This window comes from Alcanivorax sp. VBW004 (assembly GCF_009718865.1).
In the GTDB taxonomy this organism is placed as follows: domain Bacteria; phylum Pseudomonadota; class Gammaproteobacteria; order Pseudomonadales; family Alcanivoracaceae; genus Alcanivorax.
Genome location: NZ_WNHC01000001.1, coordinates 609134 through 630293, shown reverse-complemented (window position 1 = coordinate 630293; position 21160 = coordinate 609134). Strand labels below are relative to the sequence as shown.

19 protein-coding genes are annotated in these 21160 nt (G+C 59.3%); 4 read left to right on the top strand and 15 right to left on the bottom strand.

Annotated features, from left to right (window positions below; all coding sequences use genetic code 11):
* Positions 1–186: 186 nt before the first annotated feature.
* Together F1529_RS02920 and F1529_RS02915 are read right to left on the bottom strand one after the other, a co-directional pair.
* Positions 187–759 (bottom strand): DUF2780 domain-containing protein, encoded by a 573-nt coding sequence (locus tag F1529_RS02920; RefSeq protein ID WP_007150612.1) that lies wholly within the window; start codon positions 757–759, stop codon positions 187–189.
* Between the two features lie 112 nt (positions 760–871).
* On the bottom strand, positions 872–1303 hold the full coding sequence (locus F1529_RS02915) for a MarR family winged helix-turn-helix transcriptional regulator (protein WP_196220358.1): 432 nt from the start codon (positions 1301–1303) through the stop codon (positions 872–874).
* Positions 1304–1395: 92 nt separating this feature from the next.
* On the opposite strand from F1529_RS02915, the gene F1529_RS02910 reads away from it, so the two are divergent.
* Positions 1396–1671, top strand: a complete 276-nt coding sequence (locus F1529_RS02910; RefSeq protein WP_007149813.1) for a DUF2218 domain-containing protein — start codon at positions 1396–1398, stop codon at positions 1669–1671.
* 24 nt (positions 1672–1695) lie between these two features.
* On the opposite strand, the gene F1529_RS02905 is transcribed toward F1529_RS02910, so the two are convergent.
* Positions 1696–2310, bottom strand: a complete 615-nt coding sequence (locus F1529_RS02905) for a trimeric intracellular cation channel family protein (RefSeq protein ID WP_007148634.1) — start codon at positions 2308–2310, stop codon at positions 1696–1698.
* 170 nt (positions 2311–2480) lie between these two features.
* On the opposite strand from F1529_RS02905, the gene F1529_RS02900 reads away from it, so the two are divergent.
* Positions 2481–4670 carry a TonB-dependent siderophore receptor gene (locus F1529_RS02900; RefSeq protein ID WP_155132024.1) on the top strand — a complete coding sequence of 730 codons (2190 nt, stop codon included), beginning with the start codon at positions 2481–2483 and terminating at the stop codon, positions 4668–4670.
* A gap of 86 nt (positions 4671–4756) precedes the next feature.
* On the opposite strand, the gene F1529_RS02895 is transcribed toward F1529_RS02900, so the two are convergent.
* The 3 genes from F1529_RS02895 to F1529_RS02885 form a co-directional block, all read right to left on the bottom strand.
* Positions 4757–5602, bottom strand: coding sequence for a S1 RNA-binding domain-containing protein (locus tag F1529_RS02895; RefSeq protein ID WP_007149493.1), 846 nt, complete (start codon positions 5600–5602; stop codon positions 4757–4759).
* A gap of 157 nt (positions 5603–5759) precedes the next feature.
* On the bottom strand, positions 5760–6299 hold the full coding sequence (locus F1529_RS02890) for a DUF2058 domain-containing protein (RefSeq protein WP_155132021.1): 540 nt from the start codon (positions 6297–6299) through the stop codon (positions 5760–5762).
* A gap of 57 nt (positions 6300–6356) precedes the next feature.
* The gene (locus tag F1529_RS02885) at positions 6357–6881 is read right to left on the bottom strand and encodes a DUF4262 domain-containing protein (RefSeq protein WP_007150353.1); all 525 of its coding nucleotides are present in this window, start codon (positions 6879–6881) and stop codon (positions 6357–6359) included.
* Between the two features lie 147 nt (positions 6882–7028).
* On the opposite strand from F1529_RS02885, the gene F1529_RS02880 reads away from it, so the two are divergent.
* Positions 7029–7769 carry a TIGR04219 family outer membrane beta-barrel protein gene (locus F1529_RS02880; RefSeq protein WP_007149379.1) on the top strand — a complete coding sequence of 247 codons (741 nt, stop codon included), beginning with the start codon at positions 7029–7031 and terminating at the stop codon, positions 7767–7769.
* Positions 7770–7873: 104 nt separating this feature from the next.
* Here F1529_RS02880 and F1529_RS02875 read toward each other — a convergent pair whose 3' ends face one another.
* From F1529_RS02875 to thiC, 8 genes are all read right to left on the bottom strand, one after another.
* On the bottom strand, positions 7874–8764 hold the full coding sequence (locus F1529_RS02875; protein WP_155132018.1) for an acyltransferase: 891 nt from the start codon (positions 8762–8764) through the stop codon (positions 7874–7876).
* Positions 8765–8933: 169 nt separating this feature from the next.
* On the bottom strand, positions 8934–11171 hold the full coding sequence (parC, locus tag F1529_RS02870) for a DNA topoisomerase IV subunit A (RefSeq protein WP_007148975.1): 2238 nt from the start codon (positions 11169–11171) through the stop codon (positions 8934–8936).
* Between the two features lie 168 nt (positions 11172–11339).
* Complete coding sequence (gene parE / locus F1529_RS02865) at positions 11340–13226, bottom strand: DNA topoisomerase IV subunit B (RefSeq protein WP_007148567.1); 1887 nt, start codon at positions 13224–13226, stop codon at positions 11340–11342.
* Between the two features lie 81 nt (positions 13227–13307).
* Positions 13308–13898, bottom strand: a complete 591-nt coding sequence (locus F1529_RS02860; protein ID WP_039926753.1) for a YqiA/YcfP family alpha/beta fold hydrolase — start codon at positions 13896–13898, stop codon at positions 13308–13310.
* Positions 13899–14096: 198 nt separating this feature from the next.
* Entirely contained in the window at positions 14097–14903 is an 807-nt protein-coding gene (cpdA, locus tag F1529_RS02855) for a 3',5'-cyclic-AMP phosphodiesterase (protein ID WP_039926751.1), read from the bottom strand.
* Positions 14904–15154: 251 nt separating this feature from the next.
* Positions 15155–15613, bottom strand: coding sequence for a DUF1249 domain-containing protein (locus tag F1529_RS02850; protein ID WP_007148940.1), 459 nt, complete (start codon positions 15611–15613; stop codon positions 15155–15157).
* A complete protein-coding gene (locus F1529_RS02845) occupies positions 15610–16245 on the bottom strand; it encodes an NUDIX domain-containing protein (RefSeq protein WP_155132015.1) in 636 nt (211 codons plus the stop codon). Before F1529_RS02845 ends, F1529_RS02850 begins: the two co-directional genes overlap by 4 nt.
* Positions 16238–18112 (bottom strand): phosphomethylpyrimidine synthase ThiC, encoded by a 1875-nt coding sequence (thiC, locus tag F1529_RS02840; protein WP_370456936.1) that lies wholly within the window; start codon positions 18110–18112, stop codon positions 16238–16240. Before thiC ends, F1529_RS02845 begins: the two co-directional genes overlap by 8 nt.
* 164 nt (positions 18113–18276) lie before the next feature.
* Between thiC and F1529_RS02835 the strand changes: the two genes are divergently transcribed.
* Entirely contained in the window at positions 18277–19695 is a 1419-nt protein-coding gene (locus F1529_RS02835) for a TolC family outer membrane protein (protein ID WP_007150139.1), read from the top strand.
* Positions 19696–19833: 138 nt separating this feature from the next.
* Here F1529_RS02835 and waaA read toward each other — a convergent pair whose 3' ends face one another.
* Complete coding sequence (waaA, locus tag F1529_RS02830; protein WP_155132012.1) at positions 19834–21114, bottom strand: lipid IV(A) 3-deoxy-D-manno-octulosonic acid transferase; 1281 nt, start codon at positions 21112–21114, stop codon at positions 19834–19836.
* Positions 21115–21160: the final 46 nt, after the last annotated feature.

Sequence of the window (21160 nt, the reverse complement as noted above, 5' to 3'; positions counted from 1 at the left end):
AGCCCCAAAAGCCGCCACTCGTCGTTATTCGTCACTCATTTGGAGCCACCAAACTTCACTCCTCATGCCTAGATTGACGACTTTTGGGGCTCAACAGGTGTCATCTCGGCAGTGTTAACAGGCCCTAGATGGACAGGCAGGACGGCAGTATCGCCTCCGGCCTGCCAACAGGCCGTCAATACGGCATTAACCCGCTACGCCCCACAGGCCCTTCAGGCTGTTCAGTGCGGTCGCGCCAACGCCTTCACCGCCCAGGAAGCCGAGGATCTTCGGCGCAAACTGGGAGATCATCTCCGGGCTCAGGCCCAGTGCGCTGAAGGCTTTGGAGACACCCTGCAAAGAGGAAATGTTACCCAGCATGGAGGAGGCCATGCCACCACCGCCACCCAGCAGGGAATCCAGCCCCGGCACCTTGTTCATGATGCCGCTGAACTGATCACCCGACAGGTTGTTCTGGGCCATGGCCAACAAGGCCCCGGCACCGCCTGCCGCCTGCTGCTGAGTCACACCCAGATCGGTGGACAGGGAATCCACCAATGCCTTGGCTTCACCGGTCACCGCCAGTTTGCTGTTGGCACTGTCCATGGCACCGGTAGCGGCGTCGTTAGCCTCATTCACGCTGGCATTGGCCTTGTCGGACGCGTCATTCACGGCCTTGTTGGCCGAGTCGGTCATGGATTTCAGATCAAAGGCCTGGGCCGGCGCACTCAGGACCAGGCACAGAGAGGCGCCCATCAAGCCAAAACGGAAAGCGTTCATAGTTGCTCCTTGGTTATCGTCAATCATCCCTGTTCAGAGGGGAACAGTATGGCAAACCTTACCCATGCAAAAAGACGACGGCCATCACTTTGTGCACGCTTTGCGCAGGGGGTCATTCAAGCGGCTGCTGACATTTCTGCAATAACCCGAGCAACTGCTCTTGCTCACTGCGGCTCAAGCCTTGCAGAAGCTCGGCAAACGCCGCCCGGCGAATCTGCTCAGCGGCACCCGCCATGGCCTGCCCCTGCTCGCTGAGGAAAAGGCGCACCTTGCGGCCATCATCCGGGTCGGCTTCCCGGCGTATCAGCCCCTGCGCTTCCAGTGCCTTGATCTTGCGGGTGAGCTGCGCCTTGTCACGGGCCTGGTGGCGCGCCAGGCACTGGGGCGTGGCGCCCGGCGTATTCAGCAGAAACTGCAGCAGGCCGATGTCCGGTGGACCCAGCGACACCGGTAACGTGGACAGCGGTTCACGCATGGCCCCACGCAGCCGGTTCAATGCGGCGGTGAAAGCCCGGGCAAGAGGCGCGGTAATGTCATCAGGCATGGCGTTCTCGTAACGGTTAAAGTAGTTGACACAGTCAACTTTAAGGTGGAATATAGTTGACATTATCAACTTAATGAACAGGATTTACTACCATGGAACATGCCCACGGATTTGCCGCCACCGGCCAGGCTTCCCTGTATCTGAAAAAACTCTGCCGCCATTTCAGCCACAAGCTGGAAACACAGTTCGACGACCACAACGGGGTCATCCGTTTTCCGTTCGGCACCTGCGAGCTGAGCGCAGACGAACAGGCCTTGCATCTGCACTGCCAGGCCGGCAGCAATGATCTGGAGCGCCTGCGCGAGATTATCGACAGCCACCTGGCCCGCTTCACCACCCGCGAGCCGGTGACCTTGCGCTGGCACTGAAACCGCGACTCATACCGGCAGGGGCTACTGCTCCGGCACGTTGTACTTGAAACGGGGCAGATGCCACTCATAACGAATTGCCAGCATGCGCACCAGAAAGCCGCTAGCCAGCGTTACCAGGGTGATGACCGTCTCCCCCAATGGCGTCAATTGCAGCAACAAATACAGGCAGGCCGCCCCCAGTGAAATCACCGCATACAGTTCTTTCTGGAATACCAGCGGCATGCGGTTACACAGCAGATCACGAATCACGCCACCAAAAATACCGGTGATCAAGCCCGCCAACACCGCCACCGGCGCCCCCAGCTCCATGCCCTGGGCCACCTTCACACCAATCACCGTGAACACCATCAGCCCAAGCGCATCCAGCACCAGAAACAGCATGCGCAGGCGCTGCATCAGCGGTGCCACCCAGGTGGTTACCAGTGCCGCTACCGCCGTCAGGCCCAGATATTCCGGGTGCACGACCCAGACCAGCGGATAGTGCCCGAGCAGCACATCACGCATGGAGCCGCCGCCCATGGCCGTCACACAGGCCACCATGACGACCCCAAACAGGTCCATACGCAGCCGCCCTGCAGCCAGCGCGCCGGTCATGGCTTCCGCCGTGATGCCGATCAGATACAACGTCAAAAGCATATCTCTTGCCCCTGTTTCACCGTTCGCCCTGTTGCCGCCTTGAATTACAAATGAAAATCATTATCATCCACAGGCCTGTGATTCTCGCCAGGTTTCCCCCAGCCATCACATGCCTCGATGCACGCAAACCGCGAGCGTCGTTACTGCATTTTATTGTTACCGGGGGAACCATGTCTGATTTTCGTTTTTCCGTTCTGGCGACCAGCTTGATACTGGCGTCCGGCACGGCCTATTCCGAAACCGCCAGCAGCAGCGATGCGCATACGCTGGGCAATATTGATGTCACCGCCAGCAGCGTGGATGAACACGATGCCAGTATGACCACCGAAGGCACGGAGCGATACGGTACCGCCGCCACCGACACCGCAACCCGCATGGTGCTATCGCCCCGCGAAACGCCGCAGTCTGTTTCCGTGATTACCCGTCAGCAGATGGACGACTTCAACCTCGACAGCGTAGCGGAAGTCATGCAGCGCACGCCGGGCGTCACCGTGAAAACCCAGGACACCGAACGCCAGCAGCTGTTTGCCCGCGGCTTTGAAATTACCAACTTTCTATACGACGGCATGCCGTCCACACGGATCGACACCCTGGGCAAACAAGCAGCCCTGTCCGATACCTTCATCTACGACCGCATTGAAGTCTTGCGCGGGGCCAGCGGCCTGCTCAACGGCATTGGCAACCCGTCCGCCACGGTAAACCTGGTACGCAAGAAACCCACCCGTGATTTCACCGGCCAGGTGGGCGCGGAGCTGAACAGCTGGGACGGTTACCGCGGCGAGTTCGATGCCAGCGGGTCACTGTCCAAGAATGGCCGGGTGCGCGGCCGCTTTGTCAGCGCCTACGAACAGGGCGAGTCTTTTCTGGATCACTACGAAAACGAAAAACAGGTGTTCTACGGCGTAATCGAAGCGGACCTGTTCGACAACACCCTGCTTACCATGGGCATGGACTACATGGATTATGATCCCATGGGGTCTACCTGGGGCGGCATCCCCCTGTTCTACAGCGACGGCGGCCTTGCCGATCTGGACCGGGACCTGAATCCGGCCACCGACTGGAGCAGCTGGGCCCAGGATTCACAAACCGTCTTTGTGAACCTGGAGCATCAGTTCGAAAACGGTTGGTACAGCAAGTTTGCCTACACCAACCAGCAGAACAACTATGACGCCCAGCTGGCCTCCGCCGGTGGTGGCCAGCTGAACCGCGATGGCAGCGGCAAGACGCTATGGTCCGGACGCTTTGTGGAGGACAAGGCCCAGGATACGTTCGATCTCTACGCCAACGGGCCCTTCGCCCTCTTCGGCCGCCAACATGAACTGGTGGTGGGCGCCAGCTACTCCGATGCCGAACGGGATTACACCGGCCAGTCGCCGGTTAATTTCAACAACGTGGTACCGGACCTGCTCAATTGGGATGGCGATATTCCCAAACCGGCCTGGGCCGCACCCAATACGGTAGAAGAGCAACACACCAAACAGACCAGCCTGTATGCCACCGCCCGCTTCAAACCCACCGATCGCCTTGCCGTCATTGCCGGTGGCCAGGTGGTGGACTGGGAGACCGACACCCAGGGCGTGAACTGGCAAGGCCCCCTGGATGAGCAATACCAGGAAAGCGGTGAGGTTGTCCCCTACCTGGGGCTGGTCTATGACCTGACCGATCATCACTCTGTGTACGCCAGCTACACCAGCATCTTTCAACCGCAGACCGTACGCGACACCAACAACCAGATTCTCGACCCGGAAGAAGGTAACAGCTATGAAGCCGGCCTGAAGAGTGAGTTCAATGAGGGGCGCCTGAACACCACTGTCGCGGTGTTCCGTATCAATCAGGACAACCTGGCCGAGTCCACTGGCCAACCCATTCCAGGCGGGCCACCCAACTCCGTGGCCTACCAGGCCGTGGATGGTGCCGAAACCAACGGTTTTGAGCTGGAAGCCGCCGGCGAGATCCTGCCTGACTGGCAGGTACAGGCAGGCTACACCTACCGCATTACCGAAGACCCGGACGGCGACGAGCTAAACACGACGTCGCCGGAAGACATGATTCGCCTGTCCACCCAGTACCGCTTTCGCGGTGACCTGAACGGCCTGACTGTCGGCACGGCGGTATCCTGGCAGAACAAGACCTATGCATTCGTGACTCGCCCCGGGGCCAGCGCCGACTACAAGTTTGTTCAGGAAAGCTACACCCTGGTGGACCTGATGGCTCGCTACCAGGTGACTCCCGCCCTGTCGGTTGGGGCCAACGTGAGCAACCTGACGGACGAAAAGTACTACAACAATCTGGGGTTCTATAACGGGGGATACTACGGGGATGCCCGCAAGTATAGCCTGAAGATGGACTACCGGTTCTGATCGCGGTTTAGCCATCCCAGGCGAAGGCGGGTGTCGGCTTACGGCTCCGCCTAAGCCGACCTACGGAATCACGGAGCCTGCAAAGATCAAACGTCAGACAGAAAAATGCGCTCTTTTTCGATAACAATCCGGCGCGCCTTGTAGAGCCCGCCAATGGCCTGTTTAAAGGCATTCTTGCTGCAACGGAAAGTCTGGAAAATGGCTTCCGGCGAACTCTTGTCCCCCAGTGGCAGTTCGCCACCGGCCTTTTCCAGTGCCGCCAGAATCTGCTCCGTAAGCCCATCGCTTTTCGCCGCGCCCGGCGCGTTCAATGACAGGCTGAGTTTCTGATCTTCACGCAAGCGCTGCACATAGCCGGTCACCCGTTGCCCCGGGCGCAATGGCGCACGCAGTTCACTGGCCGCAATCATGCCCCAGGCATGGTCATCCACCACGACCTTGTAGCCCAGGTCGGTGCTGTGCGCCGCCACCAGCGAGACTTCATCACCCTGCTGATAGGCCTGACAGGTATCGGACAGAAAACGGTCCAGCTGGGCGCTAACCATCAGCCGCCCTTCCCGGTCCGTGGTCAGTATCACCAGCACCCAGCTTTCTTCCCGCACCGGCCCTTTTTGTTCAGCGAACGGCAGCAGCAAATCCTTGGGCATGCCCCAGTCCACAAACGCCCCCACCTTGCTGGTGGAAACCACTTTCAGTAACGCCACCTGGCCAAGTTGTATTCGCGGGGTGCGCAGGCTGGCCATGGGCCGCCCTTCACCATCGCTGTACAGCGTGACCATGACACTGTCACCGGGACCCAGGGTCTGGCCTTCCACTTCCCGGGACGGCAACAACACTTCGCCCAGCTCGCCACCATCCAGCAGCAAGCCATTGCGAATGACCTTGAGAATTTCCAGGGAATGGCGAGTGCCGAGTTTCGGGGATACGGTCATGGATCGGGCCTGTTTGGTTGAAGTGTGCACCACGCTTCACATGAGTTTTGCGCAAGCGGCTACGTTCTGGTTTCCCTGATCGCCCTGCGGGCGATGGCCTCGCTGTGCGAGGTTCGTCCCCTGGAAGGGAACTCCTACAGCGACTTGGTAGCGGCCCTTACCACATCAGGTCATCGGGGATCGGGAAGTCTTTGTAGGGATCATCTTCGTCCACCGCTTCGTTGCCCCGCTCGTTGAGCAACAACACAGCAGCCTCATCCCGCTGACGGATTTTCTCTGCCACCACGGTTGGCACCAGCTCAAAGCTCTCACCCAAAGCCACAATGGCGATCTGTCCTCGCTCCAGCTGCTTCTGCTGTTTGCCGGTGACATAGGCTTTCTTGATCTTCTTGTCCTGCACGAACTGGAAAGCCACTTCGCCATTGTTCCGGTCCAGCCGGCTTTGCTCGATCATCTGCTTGATCTGCGCGGCAATTTCTTTCTTTTCCCGCTCGGCCTTGCGCTCGGCTTCGCGCTGACGGTCTGCCTCGGCCTTTTCTTCACGCAAGCGACGGGCCCGATCCGCCGGGTCTTCCAGCTCGATCTCGCCGCGCTTGGCCTTGTTCACATCCTCGCGTTTCTGCTGCTTGGCCTTGCGGGCTTTTTTCTCGTCCGCCAGCCCCGCTTTCATCAATTGCTTCTGCAGTGAATTCGCCATGATGTTCTCTCTTTCTCCATGAACAGATTGCCCTCGGCAAGGGCTGTCAAAAGACCTTTAACGCTGACCCAGCGGTGACGCTGGCGCTTTACCCAACAGCGGCTGGGCACGGTGAAAACGGCTGTCGTAACCGGGCTGCCAGGGAAACACACCTTTCGGATCCGGCCAGACCATCTGCAGCGCCGGGTACGGCGCCGGCAGGCTCTGGTAGAACCAGTTGGCAAAACCCAGGTATTCCTTGTAATGCGGGAATGCCACCGGCAGAAACATGACTTCCAGCCCATCAGCAATATCGTTATACAGGCGGTACGGCTGATAGGGCTTTTTCAGCCCACGAATCCGCACGGCCGCGCTGTCCAGCAACTTGCTGGCCAGGGCATCTTTCAGGCCCACCACAATCAGTTCCGGGTGATTCAGGTTGAGAAAATGCCCCACGCTGAAGGTGTAGCCGGGCTGGCCGTCGCCACCGGGCACAGCGAAGTGGTGCCAGCCCTTGCGCTGAATATCCGCCAGCAGCGCTTTGTCTTCAGCATCTTCCGGCTGCGGATAACGGAATTTGCCGGGCATTTCATCAAGGAACATAGAATCATCATCAGGTTCAAGCAGCGCAAGGGGGCACTGCCAAGCGTTTTCGCGGTGTGATCGCAATCATAACAGACTCCGCCTTCACTTGGTGACACCCCCCGCACCTGCAATACTGGGGCAAATTCAGAACAATGAGGATTCCCCATGAAACGTGCTGGCTTGCTGGTAACCGCGCTACTGGCCACCCCTCTCGCCCACGCAGCCCCCGGCGTGGCGATCTATGGTGGCGGGTATACCTGGGATACAGAACTGGAAGGCAACGTGGCTTCCGGTGGCGCCAACATCGATGTGCAGGATGATCTGGGCTTCAACAAGGCCGACCAGAGTGTGCTCTATCTCGGGGTGGAACACGCCGTGCCGGTGATCCCCAATGTTCGCCTGCGCTATATCGATCTGTCTGACAGCGCCAGCAATGTCATCAGCCGGAGCTTCACATTCAATGGGCAAAACTTTGTTGCCAACACCCGCGTCGCCACGGACTTTGACCTGGAAATGCTGGACGGCACTTTTTACTACAGCCCCATCAACAATGCGCTGAAAGTGGATCTCGGTCTGACCGTACGCCAAATGGATGGTGACTTGCGGCTGAACAGCCTGGTGGGAAAAACCACCCTGAGCATTGATGAAACCTTGCCCATGCTGCACGCCGGTGCCCGGGCACAGCTTCCGATTCCCGGCGTATATGTGGGCGCGGAAGTGAACGCCATTTCCTACGACGGCAGCAAGATGAACGACTATAACGCCCGTGTGGGCTGGCGTTCAGATTACCTGCTTGGCCTGGAGCTGGGGTACAGCCGCATGAACATCGAGCTGGATGACGTGAACAACCTGGATACCGACCTGGAGGTCGGCGGGCCCTATTTCGCCATTTCACTGGGTTTTTAGGGATCCTTAAGGGCATAATCCCACACCCGGCGGTAGCGTCGGTTGAAAGGTAAGTGTCGGCTTACGGCTACGCCTAAGCCGACCTACACATCCCTCGCTCGCCGCTACTGAGGCCTTTGCAGTTCGCCGCGAATCGAATCAATGCGCGCATCTTTTTCCTGCCAGAGTTCACTCACCCACTGCTGAATCTCTTCACGGAACACCGGGTCGTCCTGATAATCGCTGCGCCACAGCCGCGGCTCCAACGGGCAGGTGCGCACGTCCACGATCACCCTCTGCACCTTGCCACTGAGCAAATCCCAGAACCCTGGCGTTTCGCCCTCCGGGTACACCACCGTCACATCCAGCAGCGCATCCAGGTTATCGCCCAGCGCAGCCAATACAAACGCCACCCCACCCGCCTTGGGCTTAAGAAGGTTCCGGTAGGGAGACTGCTGCGCCGCCTGCTTGGCAGGAGTGAACCGGGTGCCTTCCAGGAAATTCACCACCGTGACCGGGATACCCTGAAATTTTTCGCAGGCTCGCCGGGTAATGTCCAGATCCTGGCCTTTCAGGTGCGGATTCTTTTTCAGGAATGCCTTGCTGTAACGCTTCATGAACGGGTAATCCAGCGCCCAGAACGCCAGCCCGAGAAACGGCACCCAGATCAGTTCCTTTTTGAGAAAGAACTTGAAGTACGGCGTCTTGCGATTAAAGGTCTGCACCAGTGCCGGGATATCCACCCAGGATTGATGGTTACTGACGACCAGATAGGAGGTGTCCTTGCGCAGGGACTCCACTCCACGGATCTCCCAGTGAGTGGGCGTGAGAAGCGCAAAAATCCCCTTGCAGATTTCCGCCCAGCTTTCCGCAATCCACATGACCGTGGCCGAGCAAGCACGCTTCGCCGTCACACCGGGCAGTACCAGCTTCAGCAGCGCCACCAGCAACATCGGACCAATCAACACCAGGGTGTTGAGCAACAACAATACAACCGCAAGGATACCCGTCAGCATTCCGTGCAAACCTCGTTAATTCCAATCCCTATCCACTCGCCGCACCTCTACCCCGGCGAACCTTTTTACTGCTGGAGAACCTGTCACCGCAGCAGCATTCCTCTGTGCACAGAAAAAAGGCCGGCTGCGCGCTCGCATTACCGGCCCTTCCCCTCCTACAGGCACACGATCAGCCCTTGCGCTCCACAGACATGGCATCCACGTTCTGGAAGCCACGCGGCAGCTTCGCCCCGCGACGGCCCCGCTCGCCATAATAGTGCTCAAGATCGCCGGCTTTCAGGGTCAGGTGACGCTTGCCCGCGTAGAGAGTCAGCGCATCGTCTGGGCCAACCACCTGAACGTCCTGCACGAATTCCACCCGCTCGGCCACACGCGCCCCCGGAATCGACATCATCTTGTTGCCCTTGCCGCGAACCATTTCCGGCAACTCGCTGACCGGGAACACCAACAGCCGGCCTTCATTGGAAACCAGCGCAATGCGGTCATCCGCCGTGGAGGCAATCGGTTGTGGCGACAACACGCGCGCACCCTTGGGAACATTAAGCACCGTCTTGCCCGCTTTCTTGTTCGCCAGCAAGTCCGCATAGCGCACCACGAAACCGTAACCGGCATCGGTGCTCATCAGGTAGGCATCCTTGTCCTTGCCCATCACCGCCGCCATAAAGCTGGCGCCGGAAGGCGGGCTGACCCGGCCAGACAGCGGTTCACCCTGGCCACGGGCGCTGGGCAGCGTGTGCGCCGGCAGCGAATAGGTTCGCCCGGTACTGTCGATAAAGCAGACCGGCTGGTTGGATTTGCCTTTGGCGCTGGCCTTGTACTTGTCGCCGGCTTTATAACTGAGGCCTTCCACGTCCACTTCGTGCCCCTTGGCAGCACGCACCCAGCCTTTTTCCGACAGCACCACGGTCACCGGGTCGGCGCTGAGCAGGTCGGTCTCATCCAGGGCCTTGGCGTCATCGCGCTCCACCAGCGGCGAGCGGCGATCATCACCGTATTTCTCGGCGTCATCCTTCAGCTCTTTGGCTACCAGCTTCTTCATTTTCGCCATGGAGCCCAGAGTGGTTTCCAGGTATTCGCGTTCTTCGTTGAGCTCGTCCTGCTCACCGCGAATTTTCATTTCTTCCAGTTTCGCCAAGTGGCGCAACTTCAATTCCAGAATCGCTTCCGCCTGACGGTCGCTGATACCAAACCGTTCCATCAATACCGGCTTGGGGGCATCTTCAGTACGGATGATATGAATCACTTCATCAATATTCAGGAATGCCGCCAACAAGCCTTCCAGGATGTGCAGGCGTTCCAGCACCTTGTCGAGACGGTACTGCAGACGACGGCGCACCGTGACCATGCGGAACTGCAGCCACTCGTTCAGGATCATATCCAGGCTTTTCACCTGGGGCCGGCCATCGATGCCGATCATGTTCAGGTTAACCCGGTAATTCTTTTCCAGGTCGGTGCTGGCAAACAGGTGACTCATCAACTGTTCCACATCCACCCGGTTGGAGCGCGGCGTAATCACCAGGCGAGTGGGATTCTCATGGTCGGATTCGTCCCGCAGATCGCTGACCATGGGCAGCTTTTTCTTGTTCATCTGATCGGCGATCTGTTCCAGCACCTTGGCCCCGGAAACCTGATACGGCAGCGCGGTCACCACAATATCGCCATCTTCGCGTTCGTAAACTGCTCGCTGCTTCAGAGAGCCTTTGCCCTCGGCATACATGCGAATGATGTCGTTGATCGGGGTGATCACTTCCGCTTCGGTAGGGAAATCCGGGCCCTTGATGTACTGCATCAGGTCATCCAGCGAGGCGCCGGGATCTTTCAGCAGGTGAATACAGGCATTGGCCACTTCGCGCAGATTGTGCGGCGGGATATCCGTGCTCATGCCCACGGCAATGCCGGTGGTGCCATTGAGCAACACATTGGGCAGCCGGGCCGGCAGCAGCTTGGGTTCATCCATGGTGCCATCGAAATTGGGCAGCCATTCCACCGTTCCCTGGCCCAGCTCGGACAACAACACTTCCGCATACGGCGCCAACTTGGATTCCGTATAACGCATGGCGGCAAACGATTTCGGGTCGTCCGCGCTACCCCAGTTCCCCTGACCATCCACCAGTGGATAGCGGTAACTGAACGGCTGCGCCATCAACACCATGGCTTCGTAGCAGGCAGAGTCCCCATGAGGATGATACTTACCCAGCACATCACCCACCGTACGGGCGGACTTCTTGTACTTGGACGTGGACTTCAGGCCCAGCTCACTCATGGCGTACACGATACGCCGCTGCACCGGCTTGAGGCCGTCACCAATATTGGGCAGGGCCCGATCCAGAATCACGTACATGGAATAATCCAGGTACGCTTTTTCGGTGTATTCCTTTAACGGAAAACTTTCAAATTCGTCAGCCATGTTTGCTCGCTATACTCGCTGGCCTGCACGCTTACACGCATCACGCAACACTCTGTCGTTACGCTTTACGAGAAAACCAAACCAGCAATATGTTCCAATTTTTATTAACCTTTGTGCTTCAGAAAACACACTCAGCGTGCTGCGTGAAGCCTGTTGCGTGAAGCGTTTCTATACTTCCGCCAGATTGCCTTTTTCTTCCAGCCAGACCTTGCGGTCGGACGCGCGCTTTTTGCTGAGCAGCATATCCATCAGCTGGTGGGTGCCGTCATCGGTGGAGACATCCAGGCGCACCAGGCGGCGGGTGTCGCGGGCCATGGTGGTTTCGCGCAATTGCAGCGGGTTCATTTCACCCAGCCCCTTGAAGCGGGTCACGTTCACCTTGCCGCGTTTTTTCTCGGCCTTGATGCGGTCCAGCACGCCATCGCGCTCTTCCTTGTCCAGGGCGTAATACACTTCCTTGCCCACGTCGATGCGATACAGCGGCGGCATGGCCACAAATACATGGCCGTGCTTTACCAAGGCAGGAAAGTGACGCAGAAACAGCGCGCAGATCAACGTGGCGATATGCAGACCATCAGAGTCCGCATCGGCAAGAATGCAGACCTTGCCGTAACGCAGGCTGCCGAGATCATCACTGCCGGGCTCGATACCCAGGGCCACGGCGATATCATGAATTTCCTGGCTACCCAACACCTCGTTGGAATCCACTTCCCAGGTATTCATGATCTTGCCGCGCAGGGGCATGATCGCCTGATAAACCCGGTCGCGGGCCTGCTTGGCGCTGCCACCCGCCGAATCCCCTTCCACCAGAAAGATTTCACTCTGGGACGGATCATCGCTGGTGCAGTCCGCCAGCTTGCCGGGCAAGGCCGGGCCGCTGGTGACTTTTTTCCGGGTGACTTTCTTGGCTGCGCGCAAACGCTTCTGGGCGTTATTGATGCACAGGTCCGCCAGTTTTTCGGCTTCATCGGTGTGCTGGTTCAACCACAGGGAAAACGCGTCCTTCACCACGCCGGAGACAAAGGCTGCGGTCTGGCGGGAACTCAATCGCTCCTTGGTTTGCCCGGCAAATTGCGGGTCCTGCATTTTCACGCTGAGCACGAAGGCAGCCCGATCCCAGATATCTTCCGGAGTCAGTTTAACGCCACGGGGCAGCAGGTTACGGAACTCGCAGAACTCGCGCATGGCATCCAGCAAGCCGGAACGCAGCCCGTTCACATGGGTGCCGCCCTGGGCCGTGGGGATCAGGTTTACATACGCTTCCTGAATTAACTCACCGCCTTCCGGCAGCCAGGTCACCGCCCAATCCACTGCTTCGGTTTCCGCGCTCATGGCGCCATTGAACGGCTCCTGCGGCACGCGCTCCCAACCGCGGCTGGATTCCAGCAGGTATTCGATCAGGCCATCATCGAATTGCCAGGCGTCGCTCTCGCCGGTGAGCTGGTTATCCAGCGTGACCAGCAGGCCCGGGCAAAGTACCGCCTTGGCCCGCAACAGGTGCTTGAGGCGAGTCACCGACATTTTCGGTGAATCGAAATACTTGGCGTCAGGCCAGAAGCGCAAAATGGTGCCGGTGTTGCGCTTGCCAACCGTATCGATCACTTCCAGATCGCTGCGCTTTTCGCCATCACCGAATTCCATGCGGTGCAGCTGACCATCACGCTTGACCAGAATCTCCAGTTTGGTGGACAGAGCGTTCACCACGGACACGCCCACGCCGTGCAGGCCACCACTGAACTGGTAGTTGTTATTGGAGAACTTGCCCCCGGAGTGCAGGGTAGACAGGATCACTTCCACACCCGGTTTTTTCTGTACCGGATGCATGTCCACAGGCATGCCGCGGCCATCGTCTTCCACTTCCACGCCGCCGTCCTTGAGCAGGGTGACCTTGATCGACTTGGCATGGCCGGCCAGCGCTTCATCCACCGAGTTATCGATGACTTCCTGGGCAAGGTGATTGGGGCGGGAGGTATCGGTGTACATGCCCGGGCGCTTACGCACCGGGTCCAGGCCCGACAACACTTCAATATTTTCGGACGTATAGTTATTGGCCATAGATTTTCCAGAAGCACCAGACGCAGGACGCCAGATGCCGGACGCATGATGTATCACACGTCCAGCATCTGGCCTCGGGCATCAGGCGTGTATTTCAATCCCACAAAACCGCAGCATCAGCGGTATGAAGGCGTCAAAGTTATCAAAGCCGTGGCTGCCACCCAAGCCACAATAGCGGTGACAGTCGCCGTAATAGTCCCAGCCGTCTTCCCAGTTAAGGGTTTCGTCACCGGTCTGGGTCAGCAACAGCAGGTTTTCCGGCTGGGTGATCTCTGTCACTTCGTAGCGCCGTAACTGCTCCAGCCAGACCGGATCGAACTGGTAGGCTTCGCCGGTATGGTAGTTATGCTGGATACCTGTGTATTTGTCCAGTAGTCGCCACGGTCTGACCGCAGGATTTACGATTGCGGCCTTCAGATCGTGGTGCTCCGCCAGCCAGGTGGCATAAAAACCGCCCAGCGACGAGCCCAGCAGCGCCACCGGCCCGGCCCCGGCAATGGCCGCATCCAGCTCCGCCATGGCCAGCCTCGGCGACGGCGGCAATGCCGGCACGATCAGCCGTTCCGGGCACCCGGCCTGCTCGAACACCGAGCGCAGCAACCCCGCCTTGTGGGACGCAGGCGAGCTATTGAAGCCGTGGATATACATCAGGGACATTTGCGGGGCAGTCATGATCACTCCTCGTTACTACGCTGTTCAGGAGTTTGACGCGATGGGGAGGAGTTGCAAGTTGAAAGTTTAACGTTGAAAAGCGCGTGCAATCGCTCGACCGTGCCCGCGATTCTGCCCCTCTGGCAACGCGGAGAAAGGGCCTGCCAATGTCACGGCTACCTGTCTTCGCGTTTCAACTTTAAGCTTTCAACTCGACACTCAATAACCTTTGACCGTGAAATCCACCTCGAAGGTGATGCCTTCCACCCGGCTCACCCCTGTGTCGATCTGGCCATCCGGGTGCAAATCCAGCCAACGGTAGCCGGGATTGGCATCATCCACGGCAAAGTCTTCGCTCTTGGGCTTGAACTGCACACAGGTGCTGGGTACCGCCATCATCCGCACCCCGTTGCGGTGCGCGTCATACTCCTGGTGCACATGCCCCCAGATAATGGCGCGCATCCGCTCATGGCGGTCGATGACCTGGAAAAACTGGTCGGCACTGCCCACCACCTGGGTATCCAGCCAGGTGCACTCCATCGGTACCGGGTGGTGATGCAGGCACACCATCAGGTGTTCACCGGTGGCGTCTCGCAGGGCGGTATCGAGAAATTTCAGGTCTTCATCGAACAGATCGCCGGGCACTTCACCGGGAATGGTGGAGTCCAGCATGACAATGGTCCAGTTGCCCACATTCAGCACGCACGGACTCATTTTTTCGCGGTGGGCTTCCAGCGCCTGCAACATGGGCGCGGGCTTGTCGTGATTGCCTTCCAGCCAGTAAACCGGCACATCGAAACCGGACAGAGCGCGATCCAGGCGCTCGTAGGATTCGTAGGAGGCATCCTGGGACAGGTCCCCGGTGGCCAGAATCAAATCCGGATTGGGTTGTTCCTTGCGAATCAGCTCCAGCACCTTGTCCAGACTGAACTGGGTATTCAAACCCAGCAGCTTGCCTTGTGGATCGGCAAACAAATGGCAGTCTGACAACTGCACGACTCGAAGGGGCTGCAACTGCTGCGTCAAGATCCCCGCTCCCGTAACCGTTTATTAGGGTCCCATCTATCCTGCAGCTCCTCCCTGTACTCCCCAGTACTGTGGAACTGCGCGTCACGTCACTTATAACCAAGATGATGGCACTTTTCTAGGAAACAGGTCCAAGAGCTGGAATTGGTTACCATTTCTCCACGAAGAAGCCGCAGGGCGGGTTGATTCTGTGTCCAGAGAATGGCAGGGGCCCAGGGAACCCGCTGAATAACGCCTTGCATGCTCAGAGGCTAGCTACCGGTGACCTGCTGCCGCCAGGCCTGGCCACTGTCGCGGCCGTGGTCATGGAGGTGGCGTAGCCATTCCGCCAGAAACCGGTTCCACTGCACCTTCTCGTCACGCTGATGCATGTTGCGGTTGGGGTAGGCGTAACGGGCATTGACCCGCCGGAAAGGCCGCGCTTCAGTGACTTCTGCCAGTCGCGCATCGTGGTACATGCGCACGGTGAGCCGGGATGCCGGCAAGGTTTCCAGCAATTCCTGGTCTTCCAGGCGCACGGTAGTGGTGTAGGGGGAGCGCTCCAGCACACGCATCTGCAGGGTATGAGGATGCAGGTCATGCCCCACGTCCACCGCCATGCTGTCGCGCTCACCCAGCGCCTTCATCAACGGCAACAGCCGCGCATAGTTTTCCTCGCACTGGGTCATCAGCGCACGGAAATCCAGCCGGTAACGCTCGCGACGACTCATTGTCCGCCCCAGCTTGCATCCAGCCGGTCACGGTTCAACAACAACCACTGCAGGGCGATCAGCGACGCGGCGTTGTCCACCTGACCGCTTTCCAGCAGCGCAGGAATATGGACTGCACTTACGGTGACCGCACGAATGTCTTCGCCCTCGTCCGGGCAACCGAAAATACCGCCGGCGCCGGCCAGATCCGCATGGCCCACGAACACCTGCAGGCGCTCGTTGGAGCCACCCGGGCTGGGCATGTACGCCGCAACCGGCTCCATGGTTCCCAGAGTCAGCCCCGCTTCTTCCACCGCTTCACGGCGAATCAGGTCGGCAGCACTTTCTCCGTCCTTGTCGGCGATGCCGGCAATCAATTCCAGACACCAGGGCGTATCCCGCCATTCCAGCGCGCCGACCCGAAACTGCTCCACCAGCAGAATCTCGCCACGCACCGGATCATAGGGCAACACCGCCGCCGCCGGTGGGCGCACAAACAGCTCCCGGCGAACGGGCTCACCCCAGCCACCGTTATAGTGCTTGTGACGCAGGGTCAGGGTATCCACCCGGAAGAAGCCCTGGAACGGGGTCTCCCGTTCCAGCACTTCCACATCCTGCGGGCCAAATGGCGGTGTCAGCGACTGATTACTCATGGGCCTCGTGATAAAGCGCGGAGCCCTGCTCGCGGAACTCCTTGGACTTTTCTTCCATGCCCGCTTCGGCCTGGGCCACCTGGGCGGTGCCGTCACCGTAGATCTCGCGGACTTCCTGGCTGATCTTCATGGAGCAGAACTTGGGCCCGCACATGGAACAGAAATGCGCCACCTTGTGAGCCTGTTTCGGCAGGGTCTCGTCGTGGTATTCGCGAGCCCGGTCCGGGTCCAACCCCAGGTTGAACTGATCTTCCCAGCGGAATTCGAAACGCGCCTTGGACAGGGCATTATCACGCAGCTGCGCACCCGGATGCCCCTTCGCCAGATCCGCCGCGTGGGCAGCAATCTTGTAGGCGATGATGCCTTCCTTCACGTCTTCGCGATTGGGCAGCCCCAGGTGCTCCTTGGGCGTCACATAGCAAAGCATGGCGGTGCCATACCAGCCGATCATGGCCGCACCAATGGCGCTGGAAATGTGATCGTAACCGGGGGAGATATCGATGGTCAGCGGACCCAGGGTATAGAACGGTGCTTCCCCACAGTGCTCCAGCTGCTCATCCATGTTGGCCTTGATCATGTGCATGGGCACATGGCCGGGGCCTTCGATCATCACCTGTACATCATGCTTCCAGGCAATCTTGGTCAGCTCGCCCAGGGTGCGCAGCTCGCTGAACTGGGCTTCATCGTTGGCATCCGCCAGCGAACCGGGGCGCAGGCCATCGCCGAGACTGAAGGTCACATCGTAGGCCTTCATGATCTCGCAGATATCTTCGAAATGGGTGTAGAGGAAGCTTTCCTCATGGTGCGCCAGGCACCACTTGGCCATGATCGAACCACCGCGGGACACAATGCCGGTAACCCGGTTGGCGGTCATCGGCACGTAGCGCAACAGCACACCGGCGTGAATGGTGAAGTAGCTCACCCCCTGCTCGGCCTGCTCGATCAGGGTGTCGCGGAAGATTTCCCAGGTCAGGTCTTCGGCCACGCCGTTGACCTTTTCCAGCGCCTGGTAGATGGGCACGGTGCCGATGGGCACCGGCGAGTTACGCAGAATCCACTCGCGGGTTTCGTGAATATTGTCACCGGTGGACAGGTCCATCACCGTGTCGCCGCCCCAGCGGGTAGCCCAGGTCATCTTGGACACTTCTTCCTCGATGGAAGAGGTCACCGCCGAGTTGCCGATGTTGGCGTTGATCTTGGTAAGAAAGTTGCGGCCGATGATCATCGGTTCGATTTCCGGGTGGTTGATGTTCACCGGAATCACCGCACGGCCCCGAGCCACTTCATCACGAACGAACTCCGGGGTAATTTCCGCCGGAATCGCCGCGCCGAAGCTCTGCCCCGGATGCTGATCCACCGGCAGGCCGGCTTCGCGATGCTCGCGCAACCGCTGGTTCTCGCGGATGGCGATATATTCCATCTCCGGGGTGATGATGCCCTGGCGCGCGTAGTGCATCTGGCTGACATTCTTGCCGGCACGGGCACGGCGCGGAATGCGGGTGTGCTCAAAGCGCAGGCCGGCCTTGGCCACATCGTTGGCCCGCTTGCGGCCATACTCGCTGGTCAGCCCGGCGAGTTGCTCGGTATCATCACGTTCATCAATCCAGGCTGAGCGAATAGGATTCAGCCCTTTACGGATGTCGATTTGGGTGTCCGGGTCAGTATAGGGACCAGAGGTATCATAAACCGACAGCGGTGGGTTATCCTCGAACTTTCCGTCCGCCAATGGGGTCGGATGCTGTTGGATTTCCCGCATGGGCACACGAATGTCCGGGCGCGAGCCCGTGACGTAGATCTTTCGTGAACCCGCGATGGGCTGGCAGGATTCGTCAATGGCGTTGGCGATGGGGCGCTGATCGTCTGGCACGTCGGCCTCCAGAAGCAAATAAGGGAAATTCAGGAATGGCGGACACTATACGCCAGCGCCCAATAGCCAAACAACCGCGGAACTGGCCCAAACAGGCAGTGTTAATTTTCTGTACTTGCCAGTACCATAATGATTAATCAGACACACAAAAAGAGTGCACCAGAATGAAGCGTAGCCCGGCAACGCCCCTAGTTCTTCTTCTTACCTCACTGGCCAGTGCCGTTCAGGCCGCTGACCTTACTGAAGTCGCCAACGCAGCCTGGAGCTACGACGGCACCTGGCGCGCCGCGCGGATGAACTGGAATGCCGACCAGGAGCTGATGGTACAAGGCCGCGCCGCCCTGTTCCCGAACGTCTCCGCCAGCTACGGACGCTACGACAACGACCGTGAAATCGAAGATATCAACGTGGACCAGAACTACGGCAGCGAAGTCAGCACCTTCACCCTGACCCAGCCCCTGTTCCGTGTTGATGCCTGGTATGGCTATAAAGAGGCACAATCGAGCACCGATATCGCGCAGGCCAATTTCGAGCAGGCCCGCCAGGATTTTGTGCTGCGTGTGGCCCAGGGCTACTTCGGTGTACTGCGCGCCTGGGACACCTGGGTATCCGCCAAGGCGGAAGAAAAAGCCATCGGCCGCCAACTGGAACAGACCCAGGAGCGCTTTGATGTGGGCCTGGTGCCGGCCACCGACGTGGAAGAAGCCCAAGCCACCTACGACCTGACCCAGGTAAACCTGATTGTCGCTCGCCAGCAATACGACATTGCCCGTGACCAGCTGGAAACCCTCACCGGCCAGCAGTGGCAAACCCTGCTGGAGCTGCGCGATGAATTACCCATGGAAGGCCCCCAGCCCACCGACATGAACGACTGGATCGAAAAGGCCAAGGTGCAAAACCCGCAGGTGCAGGCAGCGCTCTATAATACAGAGCTCACCGAGAACACCGCCAAACGCCAGCTCGGCGCACAGCTGCCCCAGGTACAACTGGTGGCCCAGTACCAGCACTCCCACCTGTCGCCGGACGAAGATCCCAACGCCTCGGGCATCAACTCCAACAGCTCCCTGTTCGACACCCAGAATCGCCAGATCGGTGTGGAAGTGAGCATGCCCCTGTTCCAGGGTGGCGGCCTGAACAGCCGTCGCAAGGAAGCCTACCTGCGTGCGGATGCGGCGGATTTCCAGTATGACCAGGCGGTACGCGATATCGTGCAACAGGCGCGCAGCGCCTACCGCACCGTGGAAGCCGATGCCCTGCGCATCAAGGCGCGCCAGCAGGCCATCCGCTCCACCCGCTCGGCGCTGGACGCCACCCAGTCCGGCTATGAAGTCGGCACCCGTAACGTGGTCGACGTACTCAACGCACAGCGCGCCCTGTTCGCCGCCGAGCGTGACTACGCCAACGCTCGCTACGACTACATCATCAACTCGCTGACCCTGAAATCCACCACCGGCGACCTGCAACAGGGCGACCTGGCGGCGGTAAACAACTGGCTGGCCCCGGATCAAACGCTGGATCTCTACAACCCGGATCTGGAAGGCCAGAGTGAAGAAATGATGGAAGAAAACTCGCCGATCAACTGAGGCAGGCCAGCCTGACGCCGAACGCCCGATGCCTGACGCAAACACGCGGGCATCGCCCGGACCATAAAAAAACCGCTACCCGGCAACGGCTAGCGGTTTTTTTATGCACAACCTGCGACAGGCACAGCGTAGGTCGCATTAGCCCGAAGGGCGTAATCCGACATTCATCTCCATGGCGATCAACTCCAACCCTTTTTCCAGCGCGCCACGGTTCGCTTCCACCACCGCAGCGGCGGCCTGGCCCTGCCGGGCACACTGGTCCGGGTCACTCATCAATACCTGCAACTTGTCACCCAACGCTTCGCCGCTGTCGACCACACTGAGCCCGCCAGCCTCATCCAGCAGTTGCGCGATGGCGGTGAAATTATGCAGATGCGGGCCGGTGAGCACCGGCTTTTCCCAGGCCGCCGGTTCCAGCAGATTATGGCCGCCCACTGGCACCAGCGATCCGCCCACAAAGGCCACATCACAGGCACCAAACAACATCAGCAATTCGCCCATGGTATCGGCCAGATACACCGCCGCATCGGCGGCCGGTTCCTGCTGGCTACGGCGGGCCACTGACAAGCCAGCCTCGCGGACCTGATCGGCAACCCCGTCAAACCGTTCCGGGTGCCGCGGCACCAGAATCAGCAGCGCATCCGGCTTCTGTGCACGCAGTGTCTTGTGCGCCGCCAGCACCGGGGCGTCTTCCCCCGGATGGGTACTGGCGGCTATCCACACCGGCCGATCACCGAATGAAACACGCAGCTGCGACGCGGCCTGCTTCACTGCCGTATCCAATGTCATATCGAATTTCACGCTACCAATGGGGTAGACCCGCTCCGGCCAGGCACCCAGTGCCATATAACGTTCGGCCTCTACCTGGGTCTGCACGGCAAGCGCATCAAAGCGCGCCATCATCGGGCGAATCAGCCGAGGCAACTTGCCGTAACCCCGATAGCTTTTTTCTGACAACCGCCCGTTCATCAGCATCAGTTTTGCGCCATGGCGCTTCACCGCCGCACACAGGTTCGGCCACAGCTCAGTCTCCAGCACGATCACCAGTTGCGGATCAAAGGCGCGCATAAAGCGCGTCAGTGCCGTGGGCAATTCCCAGGGACAGTACACATGGGTCACCCGATCCCCGAACAGCGCCTGTACACGCTCCGACCCGGTGGGCGTGGTGGTGGTGACCAGCAAAGGCACATCCGGGTAATCCGCCAACAACCGCTCGATCAACGGCGCCGCCGCCAGCGTTTCGCCCACCGACACTGCATGTACCCAAAGGCTGTTTTTCAGGGTGCCGGGCCGATAACCCCACGCCATGCGTTCTTTCCAGCGCAACCGATAGGCCGGCGCCTTTCTGCCGCGCAGCCACAGGCGCAGAAAAAGGAAGGGCAGCAATAAATACCAGAGGAAAGAATAAAGGGTTCGCATGGGCTCTCTTGTTTTTGGCGTGGTGCGTATCGCGTGCTTGCGTGTT